The organism is Microbacterium sp. IO18, from assembly GCF_049099505.1.
Classification (GTDB): Bacteria; Actinomycetota; Actinomycetes; order Actinomycetales; family Microbacteriaceae; genus Microbacterium; species Microbacterium aurugineum.
The window spans coordinates 937477-957038 of record NZ_JBMJAF010000001.1; the positions used below are offsets into that span (position 1 = coordinate 937477).

Below are 19562 nucleotides of genomic sequence, written 5' to 3' on the forward strand. Positions count from 1 at the left end.
TACTGAGGGCGCCGCGGCGCTCAGCTCAGCGAGCGCAGCTTCTCGGCCCAGGCGATCGCGTCGCGCACACCATCGTCGACCGAGCGCTCTGCACGCCAGTCCAGCACCTCGGCCGCACGGTCGACGATCGCGAATGCACCCGCCTGATCTCCTGGGCGGCGATCGGTCTCGATCACCGCGAGAGGTTCACCGATGACGCGTTCGAACGCGGCCACGAGCTCTCGGACCGTCACACCGTCGCCGGTGCCGAGGTTGATCACCTGGTACGGCTCATCGTGGGTGGCGACATCGTCGAACTTCTGAACAGCCGCGACGTGCGCCAGAGCGAGATCCCAGACGTGGATGTAGTCGCGGAGACCCGAGCCGTCGCGCGTGGCCCAGTCGGTTCCGGTGATCGTGAAGGGCTCTCCGGACGCGCTGGCCTGCATGATCTTTCCCAGCGCGTGCGAAGGAGTCGGATTCTGCAGGCCGGTGCGCAACTGCGGGTCGGCCCCGATCGGGTTGAAGTACCGCAGCGCGATCGCGCGGAAGTCGCCGGCGTTCGCTGCATCGTCGAGAATCTGCTCGACCATCGCCTTGCTCGTGGCGTACGGGCTCGCCGGCGCCAGTCGGCCGGCCTCATCCACGCCGTCGCCTCCCTCACCGGCGTACACGGCCGCCGAGGAGCTGAACACGATGCGAGGGATGCCCGCGTCCCGCAAGCGCTGGAGAAGCACGATCGTCTTCCCGACATTCGCCTCGTAGTACCCGAGCGGGTCGGCGACGGATTCCGGGACGACGATGCGTGCGGCGCAGTGGATGACCGCATCGATGTCGGGGTGATCGGCCAGAAGTCGGTCGACCACGGCGACGTCGGCGATGTCGCCGACGTACAGGTCGCGCCCCTCCCCGAAGGACCGGAGCCCGCGGGAGAGGTCATCGAGGAGGACCACGTCGAGGCCGGCTTCGATGCACGCCGTCGCGATGGTTGAGCCAATGTAGCCGGCGCCGCCGGTGATCAATACCTTCATCGCGGTCAGTCTACTCAGTACATCTGCAGGCCCGGCGGGAGACTCTCCGCAGATGCAGAGGTCATCGACGGTAGGCTACTCACTGCTCGTCGAGTCCCGCGCTGTCCGCTGACAGCGGCCTGCGGCATCAACATCGGAGAACCTCCCAGTGGCCCACGTCCTTCAGAACGTCGTCTTCCCACTTGATCGCGACCCCGACCTCCTTCCGCTGTATGCCGATCCGGAGACATGGTCCGTAATCGAAGACGAACCCGTCCGCGTCTCGAACCGCGCTCACCTCGGGAACATCCTCGGGCGGAACCGTGCCCGCATCGTGGCCGGACGTCGAGTGTCGATGGGGACGTATTTCAACGCCTTCCCCGCGTCTTACTGGCAGCACTGGACCAGCGTCCGCGAAGTGCGGCTCACGGTGCGCACCACCGGCCCGGCGACGATCCTGGTGTACCGTTCCAACGGCTCGGGCGTGCGTCAGCGCGTCGCCACCCGAGAAGTGACCGGCGAAGCGTCGACCTCTTTCGACCTCGAGCTCACGCAGTACAGCGACGGCGGGTGGATCTGGTTCGACATCGTCGCAGATGAGAAGCCCGCCGTACTCGAAGGTGCGGAGTGGACCACCGAACAGGAGCCCGCTCGCGGAGGCAAGGCATCTCTCGGGATCACCACCTACAACAAGCCGGACTATTGCGTCGAGACCCTCCGCGCACTGGCCGCGTCGCCCGACGCGCTGGAATACATCGACCGCATCTTCCTGATCGACCAGGGCACCCAGCTCGTCGCCGAACAGGACGGTTATGACGACGTCGCGGAGACCCTCGGGGAAACACTCCAGGTGATCCGCCAGGACAACCTGGGCGGCTCCGGAGGATTCGCCCGGGCGATGCACGAGACGCTGCAGCGTCCGGAGAGCGATTTCGTGCAGCTGCTCGACGACGACATCCGTCTCGAACCGGAGTCGCTGCGCCGCTCCATCGTCTTCGGTCGGTATGCGACCACCCCTGTCCTCGTCGGCGGTCATATGTTCGATCTCCTCGACCGCCCGAAGCTGCACGGATGGGCGGAGGTCGTCGACGAGGGCCCGTTCATGTGGCGAAACCTCTATCAGGAGAAGATGCCGCATGACTTCGGCGTCTCGAACCTGCGCCAATCGACTCTTCTGCACATGCGCATGGATGCCGACTACAACGGCTGGTGGATGTGCTTGATCCCGCTCGAAGCGATCAGGAAAGTCGGGCTGTCGCTCCCCGCCTTCATCAAGTGGGACGACGCCGAGTTCTGCCTCCGTGCGGGTGAAGCCGGCTTCCCCACCGTGTCGATGCCCGGGGTCGCGCTCTGGCACGTCTCATGGGTGAACAAGGACGACTCGATCGACTGGCAAGCCTACTTCCATGCACGCAACCGCCTCGTCGCCGGACTTCTGCACTCCAACACCCCGCGCGGCGGACGATTGATCCGGCACAGCCGACGCGTCGACCTGAAGCATCTCATGATGATGCAGTACTACCCCGTCGCACTCCGTGCGCAGGCTCTCCGTGATGTGCTCTCCGGCCCCGACCACATGCGGCGGAACCTGGCGACAGCGATGCCCGCGGCTCGCGCCCTCGCCGCAGACTACCCGGAGACGGTCGTTCATCGGGATCCGACGACGGTCCTCCACTCTCGGCGCGGTCGCCAGGTGTACAAGCAGCTGTCGAAGAACGACTTCGACAGCCCGAAGGGCCCACGGCTGCGCTGGTTCACGCTGTCGACCCTCGTTTCCCACTGGACGCACCGGCCGGACCCGGCGAACATCGCGCAGCCCGAGGTCGAGTTCGGCAAGGAGGATGCGCACTGGTGGCGCGTCCCGGCGTTCGACAGTGCCCTGGTGAGTGCCGCCGACGGATCCGGCAAGAACATCTACACCCGCGACCGCGCAAAGTATCGCCGCATGCTTCGCGACACGATGCGACTGCACGCAGAACTCCGTCGCCGGTGGCCCGAGTTGCAGCAGCAGTACCGTCAGGCGTTGCCCGATCTCGTCTCCCCCACGTCGTGGCAGAAGATCTTCGAGGAGAAGGCATGACCGCGGCGCCCGCTGCATTCGACCCGAAGGCCGCCACGATCGTCATCGTCACCTTCAACCGTTCCCACCTTCTCTCGGGCCTGCTCACGAGCATCACCGCGATGGACCCCAAACCGGGCCACGTCGTGATCATCGACAACGCCTCGGCTGACGACACCACCGACGTCGTCGAGTCGTTCCGCGATGACATCGGCACCGAGATCGTGTACCGACGTCTGGAGACGAACACCGGCGGATCGGGGGGCTTCAGCGAGGGCATGCGCACCGCATACGACCTCGGCTCCGAGTGGATCTGGATGATGGACGACGACGTCGAGGTCCTTCCCGAGGGGCTCGCGAGGATGGGAGCGTGGAGCAGCCGGTTCAAGAGCATCCAAGGCCGTCGATTCGACTACGACGGCAGCGAGTTCTACTGGCAGTACCGCATCGCCGAGCGCATGGGCATCCCGATTCCGTTCGCTCCTTCCGCCTTCGATGAGAGCGGATACAAGGAGATGAACAGCGGTTGCTTCGAGGGCATGTTCATCCACCGCTCCCTGGTGCAGCGGATCGGTCTTCCCGACCCGCGCTTCTTCATCTACTGGGACGACCAGATGTACGGCTGGTTGGCATCGCGTCTGACCACGGCCGTGATCGTCGATGAGTTCGTGCTGCGCCGCACGCGGGAGATCAAGCAGTGGGACATGGGCATCCGCCATATGAACGCCTCGAGCAACGCCTACCGCTACTACATCATGCGCAACCGCGGCTTCATCAAGCAGTACTACCGGGTCCACGGCGTCTACAACCCGCTCCTCTTCGGCCTGGGCACCACGGCGACGTTCTTCAAGGAACTCATCCGCCTCGTCTTCGTCGAGCGGACCGTACGCGGCACGAGCAATCTCTTCCGCGGCATCCGTGACGGCGGCAAGGTCGGCCGCGACCGCAGCTGGCAGCCGATGCCCCCCTTGGAGGCGTGACGATGGACGAACCGCAGCCGGAGCTCCGCTGGGCTCCGTTGCCCCCGCCGCCGAAGACGGCCGGCAGGGTCTGGTTGATCGTCGGGCTCGTCGTCGCTGGACTCGCCATCGTCGGTGCGCTGCTGTTCTTCCTGCTCCCCCGTGGAGCTGCGCCGTCACCGACGGATTCCCCTTCGCCGTCGCCCTCTGCCTCCGCGAACCCGAGCCAGACGCCGAGTTCCTCGCCCGCGCCCGAGCCGGGGCAGACGCCCCAGGTCACGGCGCCGCCGGTGGTCGATCCCTCTGTGGAGGTCTTCCGCGAGCGGGTCAGCGGATGGTTGGGGGACGCGCCCCGAGGGCTCGACATCATCGCCGGCGCGAGCGGCCAGGACGCGCTGCCGGTCCTCGACACGTTGCAGCAGGACGCGCAGCGCATGTCGGACGCGCTCCCTCCGTCCTCGATCGAGCAGCAGTGGCAAGACGGCGTGTCAGCCTACGCCACCCGTCTCACGCAGTTGCGTAGCGCGATCACCGACGGGTCAGGGGTCGCCGCAGCCGTCGAGGCTGCCCGCTCATCGGTTCAGCAGTTGCGGAGCGTGGCCGGGCTCTGAGCGGCCGTCACGCCGCGTAGTCGGCGTTGTAGCGGTCCAGAACCTCGTTGATCGGCGCATCGAGAGCGAGCTCGCCCTTGTCGAGGTAGAGGCCCCGCGTGCAGAACCGACGAAGATCTCGTTCGTTGTGACTGACGAAGAAGAGCGTGCGCCCGTCGGCGAGCAGCTCGTCGATGCGCTTGTAGCACTTGTCCCGGAAAGCCTTGTCGCCGACGGCGAGCACCTCGTCCACGAGCAGGATGGGCTCGTCGAGCTGGGATACCACGGAGAAGGCCAGACGGACCTTCATGCCGTTCGAGAGGTGCTTGTAGGGCGTCTCCTCGAACCCCGCCAGCTCGGCGAACGCGATGATGTCGTCGTAGCGACGCGACACCTCGTCGCGGGACATCCCGTGCAGGCCCGCCGTGAGACGGACGTTCTCGCGCACGGTGAGGTCGCCCACGAATCCCCCGGTGATCTCGATCAACGGAGCGACGCCGCCGTTCACGCTGACCGTCCCCTCATCGGGGAGCAGCACCTTCGCGACCAGGCGGAGCAGCGTGGACTTGCCCTGACCGTTGCGTCCGACGACGCCGATCGACTCTCCGGGTTGCACGGTGAAGGAGACGTTGCGCAGCGCCCAGAACTCCCCCGGGCGAGACCTGCGGGAGGCGCCGGCGAAGAGATCCTTGAAACTCCGGCGCCCGCGCCGGTTCCGTCGGAAGTGCACACCGAGGTTCGTGACTTCGATCGCCGCAGCCATCACAGCTCCTTCAGCACGGGTCGCTCCAGGCGTCCGAACGTCCACATCCCGAGCGCGAGGATACCCACGCACATCACCGCGCTGATCAGGATCGGCATCGGATCCCAGAGGTCGGCGAAGAAGCCCACGCGGTAGAGGGTGAAGATCCCGGCGAGCGGGTTGAAGGCGCCGATCACGTCGAACGGCGCCGGGAGGTCCCGGAAACTGTAGATCACCGGCGAGGCGTAGAAGAGTGCCCGCAGGATGAGCGCCGTCGTCCGTTCCAGGTCGGTGTAGAGCGCGCAGAGCGGCGCGACCAGGAGCCCGAGCCCGACCAGAAGCATCGTCTGCAGGAGGACCGCCACCGGGAACCACAACAGCAGCCAGTTCACATGCGCACCGCTGAACACGGCGAAGAGCACCAGGACCGGCATCGAGAAGAGGAACTCGATGCCCTTGCTCAGCACGATGCGGTTGACCCAGATCGAGCGCGGGATCGCCGTCGAACGGACGAGCCGGGCATCCTTCTTGAACGCGCGGGTGAAGTCGGACACCGAGGTGTTGAACCATACCCACGGCAGCAGCGCCACGATGAGGAAGACGATGTACGGATCTTCCCCCACGCTGCGTCGGAAGATCTCCGTGAACACGAACCAGTAGATCGCGCTCATCACCAGGGGGTCGAGGATCGACCAGAGGTACCCGAGGGAGCTCGTAGCGTAGCGGACTTTCAGGTCGCGAGCCGAGAGCAACCACAGCGAATGCAGATAACGCCGGGGCGTCCCGGGCGCCCCGACAGCAGCGTGACTCACGATGTCGAGTCTAGGAGAGAGTGTTGTTCCACAGCGACAGCGCCGAGCCGATGGCCATGTGCATGTCGAGGTACTGGTACGTGCCGAGGCGCCCGCCGAAGTGCACGCCGTCCTCCCCCTTCGCAAGCTCGCGATAGGCCAGAAGCCCCTCACGGTCGCTCGGGGTGTTGACCGGGTAATACGGCTCGTCCTCGCGCTCGGCGAACCGCGAGAACTCCCGCATGATGACCGTCTTGTCCGAGTCGTACACGTCCTTGCGCTCCGGGTGGAAGTGCTTGAACTCGTGGATGCGCGTGTACGGCACGTCCATGTCGGGGTAGTTCATGACGCTGGTGCCCTGGAAGTCGCCGACGTTCAGCACCTCCTGCTCGAAATCGAGCGTGCGCCAGCTGAGCGCCCCCTCGGCGTAGTCGAAGTAGCGGTCGACCGGGCCGGTGTAGACGACGGGAACCTGTCCGACGGTCGCCTTCTTGCTGAGCGGCTGGGCGTCGTCGAAGTAGTCGACGTTCAGCTTCACCTCGATGTTGGGGTGATCCGCCATGCGTTCCAGCCACGCGGTGTAGCCGTCTGTCGGAAGCCCCTCCCACGTGTCGTTGAAGTAGCGGTTGTCGTACGTGTAGCGCACCGGGAGGCGGCTGATGATGTCGCCCGAGAGCTTCTGCGGGTCGGTCTGCCACTGCTTCGCGGTGTAGTCGCGGAAGAACGCCTCGAACAACGGGCGTCCCACGAGGGCGATGCCCTTCTCCTCGAAGTTCGAAGCCGTCTTGACGTCGAACTCCCCCGCCTGCTCCTTCACGAGCGCGCGTGCCTGGTCGGGTGTGTACGCCGACTGGAAGAACTGATTGATGGTGCCGAGGTTGACAGGCATGGGGAAGACCGTGCCCTTGTGCGTCGTGTAGACGCGGTGCACGTAGTTCGTGAAGCTCGTGAAGCGGTTGACGTACTCCCACACCGTCGCGTTCGAGGTGTGGAACAGATGCGCTCCGTAGCGGTGGACCTCGATGCCGGTCTCGGGCTCCGCCTCGCTGTAGGCGTTTCCTCCGATGTGGTGGCGGCGATCGATGACTGTCACCTTGCGGCCGGCTTCGGCGGCACGCTCGGCGATGGTGAGGCCGAAGAAACCCGACCCGACGACAAGAAGATCCATGTCGTCCATCGTATCGGCGTCTGGCTGGGAACTTGAGCCAGAAGAGCCTGCCGAGCCGCGCCCTATGCCGCGGTGCCGACGACGATGCGCGGCCTACCGGCCCAGCGCGCGGCATCCGTCGCCGCGCGTCCGTCGACGAGAAGCTTCACGCCGGGAAGCTGCTCAGGCCCGAGTTCACGGTAGTCGGCGTGGTCCGTCTGCAGGATCGCGAGGTCGACTTCTCCGCCGATCGCGTATGGCTCGAAGCCGAGGCCTCGCAACTCCTCGTCGGTGTACAGCGGGTCATGCACGACGACCTCGGCGCCGCGATCCTCGAGGGCCTTTACCGTCGGGAACACACCGGAGAACGCGGTCTCCTTCACGCCGCCGCGATAGGCCGCGCCGAGCACGACCGCGCGCTGCCCGCTCAGGTCGCCAAGGATACCTTCTGCCTGCGCGACGAGACGCTCCGGCATCGAAGCGTTCAATTGACGCGCCACACGGACGATGTCGGCATCGGGGTCGGTCGACAAGTAGAGACGCGGGTAGACGGGGATGCAGTGCCCGCCGACGGCGATACCGGGACGGTGGATGTGACTGTACGGCTGCGAGTTGCAGGCTTCGATGACTTTGTACACATCGATGCCGTGCGAGGCGGCGAAGAGGCCGAACTGATTGGCGAGGCCGATGTTCACGTCGCGGTAGGTCGTCTCGGCGAGCTTCGCCATCTCGGAGGCCTCGGTCGTGCCGAGGTCCCAGACGCCGTTCGGACGCGGAAGATCGGGGCGCTCGTCGAACTGGAGCACCGCCTCGTAGAACTCGCGTGCGCGGCGGTTGCCCTCGTCGGAGAGTGCGCCGATGAGCTTGGGATACTTACGAAGGTCGGCGAACACCCGACCGGTGAGCACACGCTCGGGCGAGTACGCGACGTGGAAATCCTTCCCCTCGGTGAGTCCGGAACCAGCTTCGAGCATCGGCGTGAAACGCCCTCGCGTCGTACCGACAGGCAAGGTCGTCTCATAGGAGATGAGGGTGCCGGGAGTCAGGTGCTCGGCGAGAGAGGCCGTCGCCGAGTCCATGTACCGGAAGTCCGGCTCCCAGGTTTCGTCGTCGACGAAGACCGGCGCGACGAGGACCACGGCGTCCGCACCGGGGATCGCGTCCCCGTAGTCGGTGGTGGCCCGCAGCCGCCCGGACGGGACCAGCTCGGCGAGCCGTTCCTGGAGTTCAGCTTCACCCGGGAAAGGCTCCTGCGCGGCGTTGATCGTGTCGACGGCCTTCTGGTTCACGTCGACGCCGATCACGTCGTGGCCGGAGGAGGCGAACTGGACGGCGAGAGGGAGCCCGATCTTTCCGAGGGCCACGACGGCGATACGCATGGTTTCATTCTACGGGGGTGGCGCTCCCCGACGGATGCTCGAGGGCGCGAAGAGCGCCGCTGCGACGGGCACGACCGGTAGATGCAGGTCCCGCTGTCGCTACCGAAGGCGCTCGCGAGCTGGCCCCTGCGGCTCTCAGCGCTTCGAGCCGTGTCCGAACGCGGTCACGATCGCATCGACCGCACGTGTGGCCGCATGTCCGTCGCCGTACGGTGCTGCATCCGTCGCCGCAGGGGAAGGCCGAGTCAGTGCGGCGGTGATCTCCGCGGCACTGTTCGCCAGCACGTTCCATCCGAGCTGAACCGTCTCCACCCATTCGGTCTCGCGTCGGACCGTTGTGCACGGCACCCGGAGGAGGAACGCCTCCTTCTGAAGACCTCCCGAATCGGTCACCACACCGGCGCTGTCGAGGACGGCGGCGATCAACTGGGGGTACGCGAGCGGATCACGCGTCCGCAGCGCGCCGACATCGAGAGGAATGCCGTGTTCGGCCGCCTTGGCCCTCACACGCGGATGCGCCAGCAGGACGACGGGCCGGTCCGCGGCGGCCAGTGCCTCGACCACCTCCCGCAGCCGTTCGGGGCTGTCGGTGTTCTCGGCGCGGTGGATGGTCGCCACGTAGTACTCGCCACGCGGTCCGATCTCCTCCGCCGCCGTCGCCCCGTCACGGGTGACTGCATCCCGTACTTCGTAGAGCACGTCCGTCATCACGTCGCCGACCAGCACAGACCTGCCGACGAGCCCTTCATCAGCGAGGTGCCCCATGGCGACCTCTGTCGGGGCGAGGCAGAGATCAGCGGCATGATCGGTCAGCACCCGGTTGTGCTCCTCGGGCATGGCACGGTTGAACGACCGCAGTCCCGCCTCGAGATGCGCAACCGGGTAATGCAGCTTCACGGCGCTCACCGCCGCAGCGAGGGTGGAGTTGGTGTCGCCATAGACGAGCACGCAGTCGGGGTCGAAACGGGCGAGCACCTCGTCCATGTGCGCGAGCATCGCGCCCGTCTGGACGCCGTGCGAACCTGACCCGACCCCCAGGTGGGCATCGGGCTCGGGGATGCCGAGGTCGCGGAAGAACACATCCGACAGCATGGGGTCGTAGTGCTGGCCGGTGTGCACGATGACATGCTCGTGTCCCGCGGCCTGCATGGCATGGGCGATTGGGGCGAGCTTGACGAACTGCGGGCGCGCGCCCACGACACTCATGATCTTCACGACATCCATCCTAGGGATCTCGCGGACTGGCGCCGAGCGAGACCGTGCGTGCTCAGATCGGCTCTGCGGCCTGGAGCAGGTGATCGCTGAAGGCGGCGTAGTTCACGTCACTCGACCAGTTGCGCCGCCATTGCGCCATGCTCGCGTCCACGAACCTCCGGTACTCCCCCGTCTCGGTGGTGAACAGTGCCTCGAGCCGGTCCGCGATCTCATCAGCGGTCGGCGTCCCCTCGAGCAGGCCGTCGAACATTCCGCTCTCGGTGTCGATCAGCTCGCTGTTACCGCCGACATCCGTCGCAATCACCGGGAACCCCTGCGCGAGCGCCTCCATGATCGATACCGGGACGCCTTCGGACTCCGAGACGTTGACGAAGACGGCCCCCGGAGAAGTGGCGTACCGCGCACGGACCTCGTCGTTGGAAAGATCCCCGAGGAATTCGAACGATCCGGAGTCCAGCTGATCCGCGGCTCGTCGCTGGATCTCCGCGGCATAGTCCGCGGGTCCGGAACCGATGTGGGACCAGTTCACCTTGAGACCGCGGCGCTGCGCGGTAGCCAGTCCGTCGATGAGTAGCGGGATGCGCTTGACCGGCACGAGGTACGCGCACGTGTAGACCTTGAAGGACTGCTGCGAGACGTTCCCCGCGGCCGTCGCGGGCCCGACACCGAGGCGACCGGTCTCGATGCGGTCCGCGAAGGACGGGTATTTCGCCCGGAGATAGTCGGCACCGTTTCGAGAGGCCGTGAAGACCTCTGAGATCTGCGAGAAGAGCAGTTCGCGCTGCGGCAGGTAGTCGATGGCGCTGCGCTCGGAGAACACATCGTAGCCGTGCGCCCGGCTGACTACCGGCACGGTGTGTCGACCCAGCCGCGCGCTCAGTCGCGTCGCCACACGCGCGGGCACCATCATCCAATAGCTGTACAGCAGGGTGCGCGTTCCGGGCGCGAGATGCTCCTGCACCGTCGTCTGCACCTGGTCCGCGACGATGCAGGCGAGAAGGTCGAGACGGAGATCGGAGAGCATCCGCCACGGATGGGGGAAGGACCGCAGCGCACGGCCGAACGAGGCCGCTGCTCGGAGCGGATGCCGCAGCGTGTAGCGCACCACCTTCCCGGCGCTGGCCTTCGTCGTCGAAAGCGCTTCGGGAAGGATCACCTCGACGTTGTCGGGCACCTCACGGCGTCGTGTCTGATCGACGGTTCGCACGACGGGTATGAGGAGCACGCGATCGAAAGTCGAGGCCAGGTGCCCGATCTCCGATTCGATGAACTCTTCCCCAGGAACGAAGGGGTAACAGTTCGTGACGAAGATCAGGCAGGTCCCGGAAGTCTGTGTCGAGGCTGCGGGGTGACTCATCGGGCTCCCGTCGGATCGGCTGCGGTCCATCCTCGCACACGCGTGCTCGAGCTCCCCTCTCCTGCACGCGCATTCAGATCGGCTCAGCTCCCAGCAGGTAGGATCCATGGGGGTTTCCCGCACACGCGTGGGCCCGCGCGATCGCAAGGAGAACCACCCCGATGAGAAGCATCTGGCGAACACTGCTCGACCTGCTCAGAGTGCTTCCGCGCGGTGCCCGCCCGTTCTACCTCTGGTATTCGATCGCGACCGGCATGCTCTCGATCCTGGACACCGCCGCACTCGCCCTGATCGTCCTCACCGTCAACGCCCTGGTCACGGGCAATGCAATCGATGTTCCGCTCATAGGACCGCTCCCCGAATCAGCCACGTTCTGGGTCGTGCTCATCATCGCCGTGCTCTTCATCCTCAAAGGTGTGCTCGCAGCGCTCCTCCACTGGCGTGCCACGCGTCGCTTCGCCGCGTACGAACTCGATCTCGGCGATCGACTGTTCGCGGAATACACCCACTCCAGTTGGGAGGATCGGTCGCGTATCAGCACGGCCGAGCTCACACGCATCGTCGACGCCTCGGTCGGCAGCGCGAACCGCGGCTTCCTGCTCGCGCTCTCCCAGATCCCGGGAAACCTCTTCACCTTCATCGCAGCGCTGCTGATCCTCGTCATCGCTCAGCCGCTCACCGCGCTGATCGCCTTCCTCTATCTGTCGCTCGTGTTCGGGATCATCTCCCTCGCGCTGTCCCGCCGGTCGAAGTCCGAGGGTCAGCGCAACCGCGACTACTCCTACCGCGTCGCGACGGTGATGACGGAGATGGTCGAGGCCCTGAAAGAAGTCACTCTGCGCGGCAAGCTCGACGAAGCCGGACGAGTCATCTCGAAGAACCGCGGGGTTGCAACCAGGGCGCGCGCGAACCTGGCATTCATGACGGTCGTCCCGCGCTACGCCTTCGAGGCCGCACTGATCGGAGGCTTCATCCTTATCGGCGCATCAGCCTTCCTCACCGGCGGGGCTGCCGCCGCAGCCGTCGCGGTATCGCTGTTCGCGGCCTCCGGATTCCGGATGATCCCCTCGATGAACGCCGTGCAGGCCAGTCTGACGTCCGCATCCTCAAACGAGGCTTATGCCAAGGACGTTATTCGGCAACTCTCCGAGACGAGCACGAGCGTACAGACCGAGCCGCGCGATACGGAAGAACTTCCTGAGCACCCTCGCGAACTGCGACTGCGGAACATCTCCTTCCGCTACGCGGGCAACCGCGAGCCGGTCTTGAAGGACGTCGATCTGCGCGTTCCGTTCGGGTCGAGCCTGGCAATCGTAGGGCCTTCCGGTGCCGGCAAGTCCACTCTGATCGACATCATCCTCGGACTCAGCGTTCCGACCGAAGGGTCCCTCGAGATTGATGGGCACCCGGTCGACAGCGTGCTGCATCAGTGGCGCACCCACGTCGGATATGTGCCGCAACGGGTGGCCCTGTTCGACGGCTCGGTGGCACAGAATGTTGCGCTCACCTGGGAGACGGATTACGACTCGGATCGCGTCCTCCAGGCGCTGCGCCGCGCACACATCAGTGAACTCGCACAGCGTCCGGGCGGGCTCGGGGAGCATCTTGGCGAACGCGGATCCTCCCTGTCCGGCGGACAACAGCAGCGCTTGGGAATCGCTCGCGCTCTCTACACGGATCCGCTCGTGATGGTGATGGACGAGGCCACGAGCTCGCTCGACACGGCCACCGAGAACCGCGTGGTCGAGTCGATGAACGAACTACGCGGTCAGGTCACGTTCATCACCGTCGCGCACCGCCTCGCAACGATCCGTCAGTACGACCAGGTCTGCTACCTCGACCAGGGGCAGATCAAGGGATTCGGTACCTTCGACGAGGTCGTCGACCAAGTGCCCGACTTCCGATTCCAGGCTGCGCTGGCCGGACTCGTGTCCTAGCGCCGAACACATACACCCCCGCTACCCCTCCCCAGGAGAGACCCGGAATATGCGAATCCTGCTCATCTGCCCGTTCTTCCCGCCGGAGAACAAGATCGCCGCAGTGCGCATCTCGAAGCTCGCCTCCTATTGGGCCTCCGCAGGACACGAGGTGCGCGTTCTCACCCGCGACGGCGCCGATGAGGGCCTCGCGATCCCTGAGCACCCTGGACTCGCGGTCCATCGAGTCGCGGACCCCATGATGAAGGCCGTGTCGGGCGTGCAAGGCCTCAAGCCGCAACGCCCCCGGTGGTGGCACCGTCCCGCCGCGATCGCCTACGCGATCGCGATGAGGTTCATCTGGCCCGACATCTACGGACGTTGGGCGAAGGCGGCCGGACGCCATGCCACCACTTGGGACTGGCGCCCTGATGTCGTCGTGACGAGCGTCGGCCCGTTCAGCGCCCTCATGCTCGGATCGAAGCTAGCGAAGAGGTTCGGGGCGAAGCTCGTGGTCGACTACCGCGATCTGCTCTCGAACGGTGCCTACTATCCTTACGGCGCGCTGCGCCGCAGGCTGGACGCCGCCGTCGAACGCCGTCATGTGTCGGATGCAGCGATGCTCACGACAGTCAGCGGGCCACTCGCCGAGGAACTCGAGGCGGCGTACGGCGTCCGCACCATCGTCGTGACGAACGGGTATGACCCGCAAGACTTCGTGCACCTCGATTACCGTCCGTCCTCGTCCGAGCTGCGCATCGCGTACTGCGGCTGGGTGATCCCGAAACGCCGCGATCCCCTGCCATTCCTGGGCGGTGTGGCCGAGCTCCTCCGGCAGCACCCCGGTACCCGAATCTCCGTCGATTTCTATGGTCCGCACTCATCTGAGGTGGCTGCAGCCATCGACTCGCTCGGGCTCGAAGCAGTGGCCCGCCAGCACGGAAAGGTGAGCCACGCCGAGTCGCTGGAGATCCAAGCCGACTCCGACGCCCTGCTGCTGCTGCTCTGGAACGACCCCGGCGAGAAGGGAGTTCTGAGCGGCAAGGTCTTCGAATACATCGGCGCCGCACGACCGATCATCATGACCGGTCTCGAGGCGAGCGCGGCGGGCGACCTGATCCGAGAGAACGGCCTCGGTACCGTGAGCAACGATCCCTCGGAGATCGCGAACGCCCTGCACGCGATGGCCGAGCAGAAGACGCGCACAGGCCGCGTGGAGGCCCCGGCGCTCGCGAATGCGGAGCAGTTCACTCGCGATGCCCAGAGCCGGCTATTCCTCGATGCTCTCGAGGAATACGCCGTCTGAGGCTCCGCTCGATGAGCCGCCCCAAATCCCGGGAGCTCAGAGCGAGATCGAGCCCCCGGTGCGTGCAGAGTCCAGCGCTGCCTCCACGACGACGAGCGTGCGCAACCCCTGCGCCATCGTGACGACGTCGTTTCGCTCGCCGAGCACCGCGTCGCGGAACGCCTCGTGCTCGACTCGAAGCGGCTCGCGCTTTGCGAACGCATACCGGGTGACGTCGCCCTCGGACACGCCCCGGAAGGTCGATACCGATTCCCACTCCAGCGGAATGGTTCCGTTTGCGTAGAACGTGAGATCGCCTGTCGACGTGTCGGCGACGAACGCCCCCTTCTCGCCCGTGACGACCGTGAGCCGCTCTTTCATCGGAGACAACCAGTTCACGATGTTGTTCACGATGACGCCGGACGCCGTACGCCCGGTGATCGTGATCATGTCCTCGTGCTCCCGGCCGCTCTTGAAGGCGGTCTGAGCGAAGACACGCTCGTAGTCGGACTGCACGACCCAGGCGGTGAGATCCACGTCGTGGGAGGCCAGATCCTTGGCGACACCCACATCGGCGATGCGGGCGGGGAAGGGTCCTTGCCGACGCGTGACCACCTGATACACCGCACCGAGCTCACCCGCCTCGATCCGGCGGCGCAGCTCCTGGACGGCCGGATTGAAGCGCTCGATGTGACCGACCGCGCCAATCAGACCGGCTTCCGCGAAAGCGTCGACCATACGCTGCCCCGCTTCGATGCTATGCGCGATCGGCTTCTCGACGAGAGTGTGCACGCCTGCGGCTGCCAGCTTGAGCGCCGCCTCCTCATGGAAACGGGTGGGCACCGCGACCACGGCGAGGTCGATTCCCTCGCTGATGAGCGCGTCGATGTCCGGCAAGATGCGCAGATCGCCCGCAACGCCGTGCGGGTCGCCGCCCGGGTCGGCGATCGCGACCAGGTCGATTCCGTCCACCTCGCGGAGCACTCGCGCATGATGGCGCCCCATCATGCCGACGCCGAGCAGGCCCGCCCTCAACGCCATCAGGCGCCTGCTCCGGCGAGGGCGTTCACCGCGGTCACGATGCGGTCGAGGTCATTCTGCGACAGCGATGGATGTACAGGCAGTGATACGACCTCACCGGCCGCTCGCTCGGTCTCGGGAAGATGCACCCCCGGGGCATACGGCGCGAGCGAGGGCAGGCGGTGGTTCGGAATCGGATAGTAGACACCCGACCCCACGTTGTACTCCGCTTTCAGGGCGGCGACGAATCCGTCGCGGTCTTCGGGGACGCGGACCGTGTACTGATGATAGACGTGCACGGCGCCGTCGGCGACCGGAGGCGTCACGACGCCCCGCAGATTCCTATCCAGGAAGGCGGCGTTGGCCCTGCGCTGGGTCGTCCAGGCGTCGACCTTCGTGAGCTGCACGCGGCCGATGGCGGCGTGGATGTCGGTCATCCGGGCGTTGAAGCCGATGATCTCGTTCTCGTACTGACGCTCCATGCCCTGGTTGCGCAGAAGCTTGAGCATGCGGGCCACTTCCTCGTTCGCCGCTGTGACCATGCCGCCCTCGCCGCTGGTCATGTTCTTGGTCGGGTAGAGGCTGAACATCGCGAATTGTCCGAAGCTGCCGACCGGGCGACCGTCCAAGGACGCGCCATGCGCCTGCGCGGCATCTTCATAGAGCGCCACGCCGCGTTCGGCGGCCAGCGCTTCCAGTTCGCGCATGCGGGCCGGGTGGCCGTAAAGGTGCACCGGAAGGATGCCCTTGGTCTTCGGGGTGATCGCTGCGGCGACCGCCTCGGGATCCAGTGTGAAGGTCTCGGGCTCGATGTCGGCGAACACCGGCGTCCCGCCGGTCAGCGCGACGGAGTTCCCGGTCGCCGCGAACGTGAATGACGGAACGATCACCTCGTCGCCCGGTCCCACGCCCGCGGCGAGCAGACCCAGGTGCAGGCCTGCGGTGCCGCTGTTGACAGCGACGGACGGGCGACCCGGCACGAAATGCTCCGAGAACTCGGCCTCGAACGCTGCAACCTCCGGGCCCTGCGCGACCATGCCGCTGCGCAGCACCCGATCGACGGCCTCGCGCTCCTCGTCGCCGATGATCGGCTTCGCCGGGGAGATGAACTCGCTCACACTGCCTCCTTGGTCAGGATTCCATCGTTCTCTGTGTAGCGGTCGCCGCTCCGCGGGCAGATCCAGCCACCGGTGTCGCCGTCGGCTGCCAAGGGCACCCCCGACTCACCGACCCAGCCGATGCGCTTGGCCGGGACGCCGGCGACGAGTGCGTAGGCGGGCACGTCCTTCACGACGACCGCGCCCGCTGCGACGGTCGCCCACGCGCCGATGGTCACCGGAGCGACGCACGTCGCCCTGGCGCCGATTGCGGCGCCCTTCTCGATCGTCACTCCGACCGGCGCCCAATCGTGCGCGCTCTTGATCGAGCCGTCGGGGTTGATGGCACGCGGGTAGGTGTCATTGGTGAGAACCACCGCCGGCCCGATGAAGACGCCATCCCCCAGGCGCGCCGGCTCATACACCAACGCGTAGTTCTGAACCTTGCAGTTGTCGCCCATGACGACGCCGCTGCCGATGTACGAGCCGCGTCCGACGATACAGTTCTGACCGAGCTGCGCCTGCTCGCGCACCTGCGCGAGGTGCCAGATCGAGGAGCCGTCGCCGATGATCGCATCGGGGGACACATCGGCGGAATCCACGATCCGCACGCGGGATGAATCGGTCACTGCTCTCCTTGCACGATGCCAGGACAGGGCGGCACCGCATGCGATTCTACCGACGTCATCCAGGCTTTCCCTGAAGCACCGCCCGAACGACGTCCGCAGCCTTGCCGCCGACCGTCTGCCAGGAAACCGTGGAGACGGCCCACTGCGCTCGACGTCGACGTTCGCGCTCCGTGGTCCCGTCCTGTGCCTGCGCGACGAGCCGTCGCATCGCCTGTGCGACGGCCGTCACCGTGAAATCGCTCGTCTCGCCGAGTGACGCCGATCGCACGACCTCAGCGCCGGTAGGTGCACCGGCGAAGAGCACCGGGGTCCCCACTGCCGCCGCCGCATAGGTCTTCGTAGGACGTGCAAAATCGTAACCGATCCCGGGAACGATGCTCACGAGGGCACCCACTGCTCCCCTGATCCAGGACGCGGAGAGATCCGGCGGCACCAGGCCGCCGAAATGCACTCGTCCGGGCACTAGGGCGTCTGCCTGTGCCCTCAGTTCCGTCTCCACCGATCCCTGCCCGAAAAACCGGATGTCGACGTCGAGGTCGGAGAGCTCGGCCAGCGCGCGAACGAACACGTCCGGTTGCTGCCACTCCGACATCGTGCCGGTGTACACGAAGTAAGGGCGGTCGGCTCGAGCCGGAGGAACGTCCGGGTGGAACACGCTCGTGTCGATGCCGTTGCCGACTTCGACGACGCGCTCCGATTCTGCGCCCACAGCGGTCAGGCGCTCAGCGACCTCCGCCGACACAGCGATGGATCGCGCGGAGCGCCGGAGCACGAACCGCTCGACCGCGGTCATCAGCCGCACCACCAGCCCCGGCGCATCCGTGGACGCCACGGCGTCCGACCACACATCGCCCGGGTAGTACACGACGGGTCGCCGGGTGAGCATGCCAGCGACGGCAGCGACCAGTCCCGTCGTCGGCGGAGCCTCCGCAACGATGACGTCGGAGCGGTTCGCCAACAGGCGGAAGAACAACGGGACGTCGAACGAGAGGTACTGCACGTAGCCACGGATGGCCCCAGAACGATCGCGCAACACAGGCATGCGCTTGATCCTCGCCGAACCCATCTCGCCTTCCGGGACGACGCCCAGCGGCGGTCGGGTGGTGAGCACGGTCACGTCCGCGTTCGTCTCCAGGGCGCGCACCAGGGCCTCCATACGGAAACTGGCCGCTGTCACCTCGGGGGTGTACAGCCGCGTCGCGACGATCACTCGATTTCGGTTCGTCATCACGTCCAACGGGTCGGGATTCGCGGTGTCCAGAGGAGACACCTGACACAATGGAATCATGTCCGCGAGCGTCCCCCCTCCTCGAACGCCCCAGCGGCGTGCCTGGATCGTGATCCCGTTGTACAACGAAGCCAGCGTCATCGGCGGTGTGATCACTCAACTACGCGAGGAGTTCACCCACGTCGTCTGCGTCGACGACGGGTCCACGGACGGCTCAGCCCGCGTCGCCGCGGAGGCGGGCGCGATGCTCGTCCAGCACCCGGTGAACCTGGGTCAGGGCGCCGCGCTGCAGACCGGGATCTCCTTCGCTCTCACGCATCCGGAATGCGATTACATCGTCACGTTCGACGCCGACGGACAGCACCGGATCGAGGATGCCCTCGGGATGCTGGACCTGGCTCGTGCCGAGGATCTCGCGATCGTCTTCGGTTCACGGTTTCTCGATGACCGGACGAACCCCGGGTGGGTCAAGAAGATCGTGTTGAAGACCGCCGTCTGGGTGACGAACCTGACGACCAGTCTGAAGCTCACCGATGCGCACAACGGACTACGGGTGATCCGCCGTGACGCCGCCGAGGGCATCGACCTGAAGCAGGATCGCATGGCGCACGCTACCGAGATCGTGCTCGAGCTCGGACGCACCGGACTGCCCTGGCGCGAGTATCCCGTGGAGCTTCTGTACACCGACTATTCGAAGGCCAAGGGACAGAGCGTGCTCAACTCGGTCAACATCCTCGTCGATCTCGTGGTGAGGTGACCCATGTGGATTCAGATCCTTCTCATCTCGGCGATCATCGTGCTCGCCGTGTTCATGATGCGTCGAACCGGTGCCGACAGCCACTTGGCGATCCGTCGCATCCTGATGGGGCTGTTCGTCGTCGTCGCCGTGCTCTCGGTGCTCTTTCCCCAATGGCTGTCGTGGCTCGCTCAGCTGGTCGGCGTGGGCCGCGGTACCGACCTGGTGCTGTACGGACTCATCGTGATGTTCCTCGCGTTCGTGTACACGCAATACCGCCGCAACACCCAGCTCCAGCGCCAGTTGACCCTGTTGTCGCGCAAGATCGCCTTGCTCGAAGCGGCGGAGAAAGAAGCTCGTCGACTACCGTCCGACAACGACCGCGCCTGACGCTCCCCCGCGTGCTGGCGGTGTCCCGGCCTC

Annotated in this window: 18 protein-coding genes; 7 read left to right on the forward strand and 11 right to left on the reverse strand. The window is 66.0% G+C overall.

Annotated features, from left to right (window positions below; genetic code table 11):
* Positions 1-20: 20 nt before the first annotated feature.
* Positions 21-1010, reverse strand: a complete 990-nt coding sequence (gene galE, locus ACLF6J_RS04605) for a UDP-glucose 4-epimerase GalE (protein ID WP_134353457.1) — start codon at positions 1008-1010, stop codon at positions 21-23.
* 148 nt (positions 1011-1158) lie between these two features.
* On the opposite strand from galE, the gene ACLF6J_RS04610 reads away from it, so the two are divergent.
* Genes ACLF6J_RS04610 through ACLF6J_RS04620 form a run of 3 tightly spaced genes read left to right on the forward strand, consistent with a single transcriptional unit; the run spans position 1159 to position 4618 of the window.
* Positions 1159-3069: a glycosyltransferase gene (locus ACLF6J_RS04610; RefSeq protein ID WP_134353456.1), complete on the forward strand. Its 1911-nt coding sequence runs from the start codon at positions 1159-1161 to the stop codon at positions 3067-3069.
* A complete protein-coding gene (locus ACLF6J_RS04615) occupies positions 3066-4028 on the forward strand; it encodes a glycosyltransferase (RefSeq protein ID WP_134353455.1) in 963 nt (320 codons plus the stop codon). Before ACLF6J_RS04610 ends, ACLF6J_RS04615 begins: the two co-directional genes overlap by 4 nt.
* A 2-nt stretch (positions 4029-4030) precedes the next feature.
* Entirely contained in the window at positions 4031-4618 is a 588-nt protein-coding gene (locus tag ACLF6J_RS04620; RefSeq protein ID WP_134353454.1) for a hypothetical protein, read from the forward strand.
* A gap of 7 nt (positions 4619-4625) precedes the next feature.
* Here ACLF6J_RS04620 and ACLF6J_RS04625 read toward each other — a convergent pair whose 3' ends face one another.
* The 6 genes from ACLF6J_RS04625 to ACLF6J_RS04650 all read right to left on the reverse strand — a co-directional run bounded on the left by ACLF6J_RS04625 (position 4626) and on the right by ACLF6J_RS04650 (position 11096).
* A complete protein-coding gene (locus tag ACLF6J_RS04625; RefSeq protein ID WP_134353453.1) occupies positions 4626-5360 on the reverse strand; it encodes an ABC transporter ATP-binding protein in 735 nt (244 codons plus the stop codon).
* Complete coding sequence (locus ACLF6J_RS04630) at positions 5360-6151, reverse strand: ABC transporter permease (protein ID WP_134353452.1); 792 nt, start codon at positions 6149-6151, stop codon at positions 5360-5362. Before ACLF6J_RS04630 ends, ACLF6J_RS04625 begins: the two co-directional genes overlap by 1 nt.
* Before the next feature lie 10 nt (positions 6152-6161).
* Positions 6162-7298: a UDP-galactopyranose mutase gene (glf, locus tag ACLF6J_RS04635; protein WP_131491965.1), complete on the reverse strand. Its 1137-nt coding sequence runs from the start codon at positions 7296-7298 to the stop codon at positions 6162-6164.
* Positions 7299-7360: 62 nt separating this feature from the next.
* Positions 7361-8656 (reverse strand): nucleotide sugar dehydrogenase, encoded by a 1296-nt coding sequence (locus ACLF6J_RS04640; protein ID WP_134353451.1) that lies wholly within the window; start codon positions 8654-8656, stop codon positions 7361-7363.
* Positions 8657-8791: 135 nt separating this feature from the next.
* On the reverse strand, positions 8792-9871 hold the full coding sequence (gene wecB, locus ACLF6J_RS04645) for a non-hydrolyzing UDP-N-acetylglucosamine 2-epimerase (protein ID WP_134353450.1): 1080 nt from the start codon (positions 9869-9871) through the stop codon (positions 8792-8794).
* Positions 9872-9923: 52 nt separating this feature from the next.
* Entirely contained in the window at positions 9924-11096 is a 1173-nt protein-coding gene (locus ACLF6J_RS04650; RefSeq protein ID WP_166804717.1) for a glycosyltransferase, read from the reverse strand.
* Positions 11097-11389: 293 nt separating this feature from the next.
* Between ACLF6J_RS04650 and ACLF6J_RS04655 the strand changes: the two genes are divergently transcribed.
* Together ACLF6J_RS04655 and ACLF6J_RS04660 are read left to right on the forward strand one after the other, a co-directional pair.
* The gene (locus ACLF6J_RS04655) at positions 11390-13165 is read left to right on the forward strand and encodes an ABC transporter ATP-binding protein (protein WP_134353448.1); all 1776 of its coding nucleotides are present in this window, start codon (positions 11390-11392) and stop codon (positions 13163-13165) included.
* A gap of 49 nt (positions 13166-13214) precedes the next feature.
* The gene (locus ACLF6J_RS04660; RefSeq protein ID WP_134353447.1) at positions 13215-14450 is read left to right on the forward strand and encodes a glycosyltransferase; all 1236 of its coding nucleotides are present in this window, start codon (positions 13215-13217) and stop codon (positions 14448-14450) included.
* A 36-nt stretch (positions 14451-14486) separates the two neighbouring features.
* On the opposite strand, the gene ACLF6J_RS04665 is transcribed toward ACLF6J_RS04660, so the two are convergent.
* The 4 genes from ACLF6J_RS04665 to ACLF6J_RS04680 are packed head-to-tail and all read right to left on the reverse strand — an operon-like array spanning position 14487 to position 18403.
* Complete coding sequence (locus tag ACLF6J_RS04665) at positions 14487-15473, reverse strand: Gfo/Idh/MocA family protein (protein WP_208526587.1); 987 nt, start codon at positions 15471-15473, stop codon at positions 14487-14489.
* Positions 15470-16567: a DegT/DnrJ/EryC1/StrS family aminotransferase gene (locus ACLF6J_RS04670; protein ID WP_134353445.1), complete on the reverse strand. Its 1098-nt coding sequence runs from the start codon at positions 16565-16567 to the stop codon at positions 15470-15472. Before ACLF6J_RS04670 ends, ACLF6J_RS04665 begins: the two co-directional genes overlap by 4 nt.
* Entirely contained in the window at positions 16564-17175 is a 612-nt protein-coding gene (locus tag ACLF6J_RS04675; RefSeq protein ID WP_244093625.1) for an acyltransferase, read from the reverse strand. The genes ACLF6J_RS04670 and ACLF6J_RS04675 overlap by 4 nt, the downstream gene beginning before the upstream one ends.
* Before the next feature lie 55 nt (positions 17176-17230).
* Positions 17231-18403 carry a glycosyltransferase gene (locus tag ACLF6J_RS04680; RefSeq protein WP_244093680.1) on the reverse strand — a complete coding sequence of 391 codons (1173 nt, stop codon included), beginning with the start codon at positions 18401-18403 and terminating at the stop codon, positions 17231-17233.
* 58 nt (positions 18404-18461) lie between these two features.
* Here ACLF6J_RS04680 and ACLF6J_RS04685 point away from each other — a divergent pair, with 58 nt between their 5' ends.
* On the forward strand, positions 18462-19160 hold the full coding sequence (locus tag ACLF6J_RS04685; protein ID WP_134353443.1) for a glycosyltransferase family 2 protein: 699 nt from the start codon (positions 18462-18464) through the stop codon (positions 19158-19160).
* Between the two features lie 3 nt (positions 19161-19163).
* Positions 19164-19529, forward strand: a complete 366-nt coding sequence (locus ACLF6J_RS04690; protein WP_134353441.1) for a DUF2304 domain-containing protein — start codon at positions 19164-19166, stop codon at positions 19527-19529.
* Positions 19530-19562 lie beyond the last annotated feature (33 nt).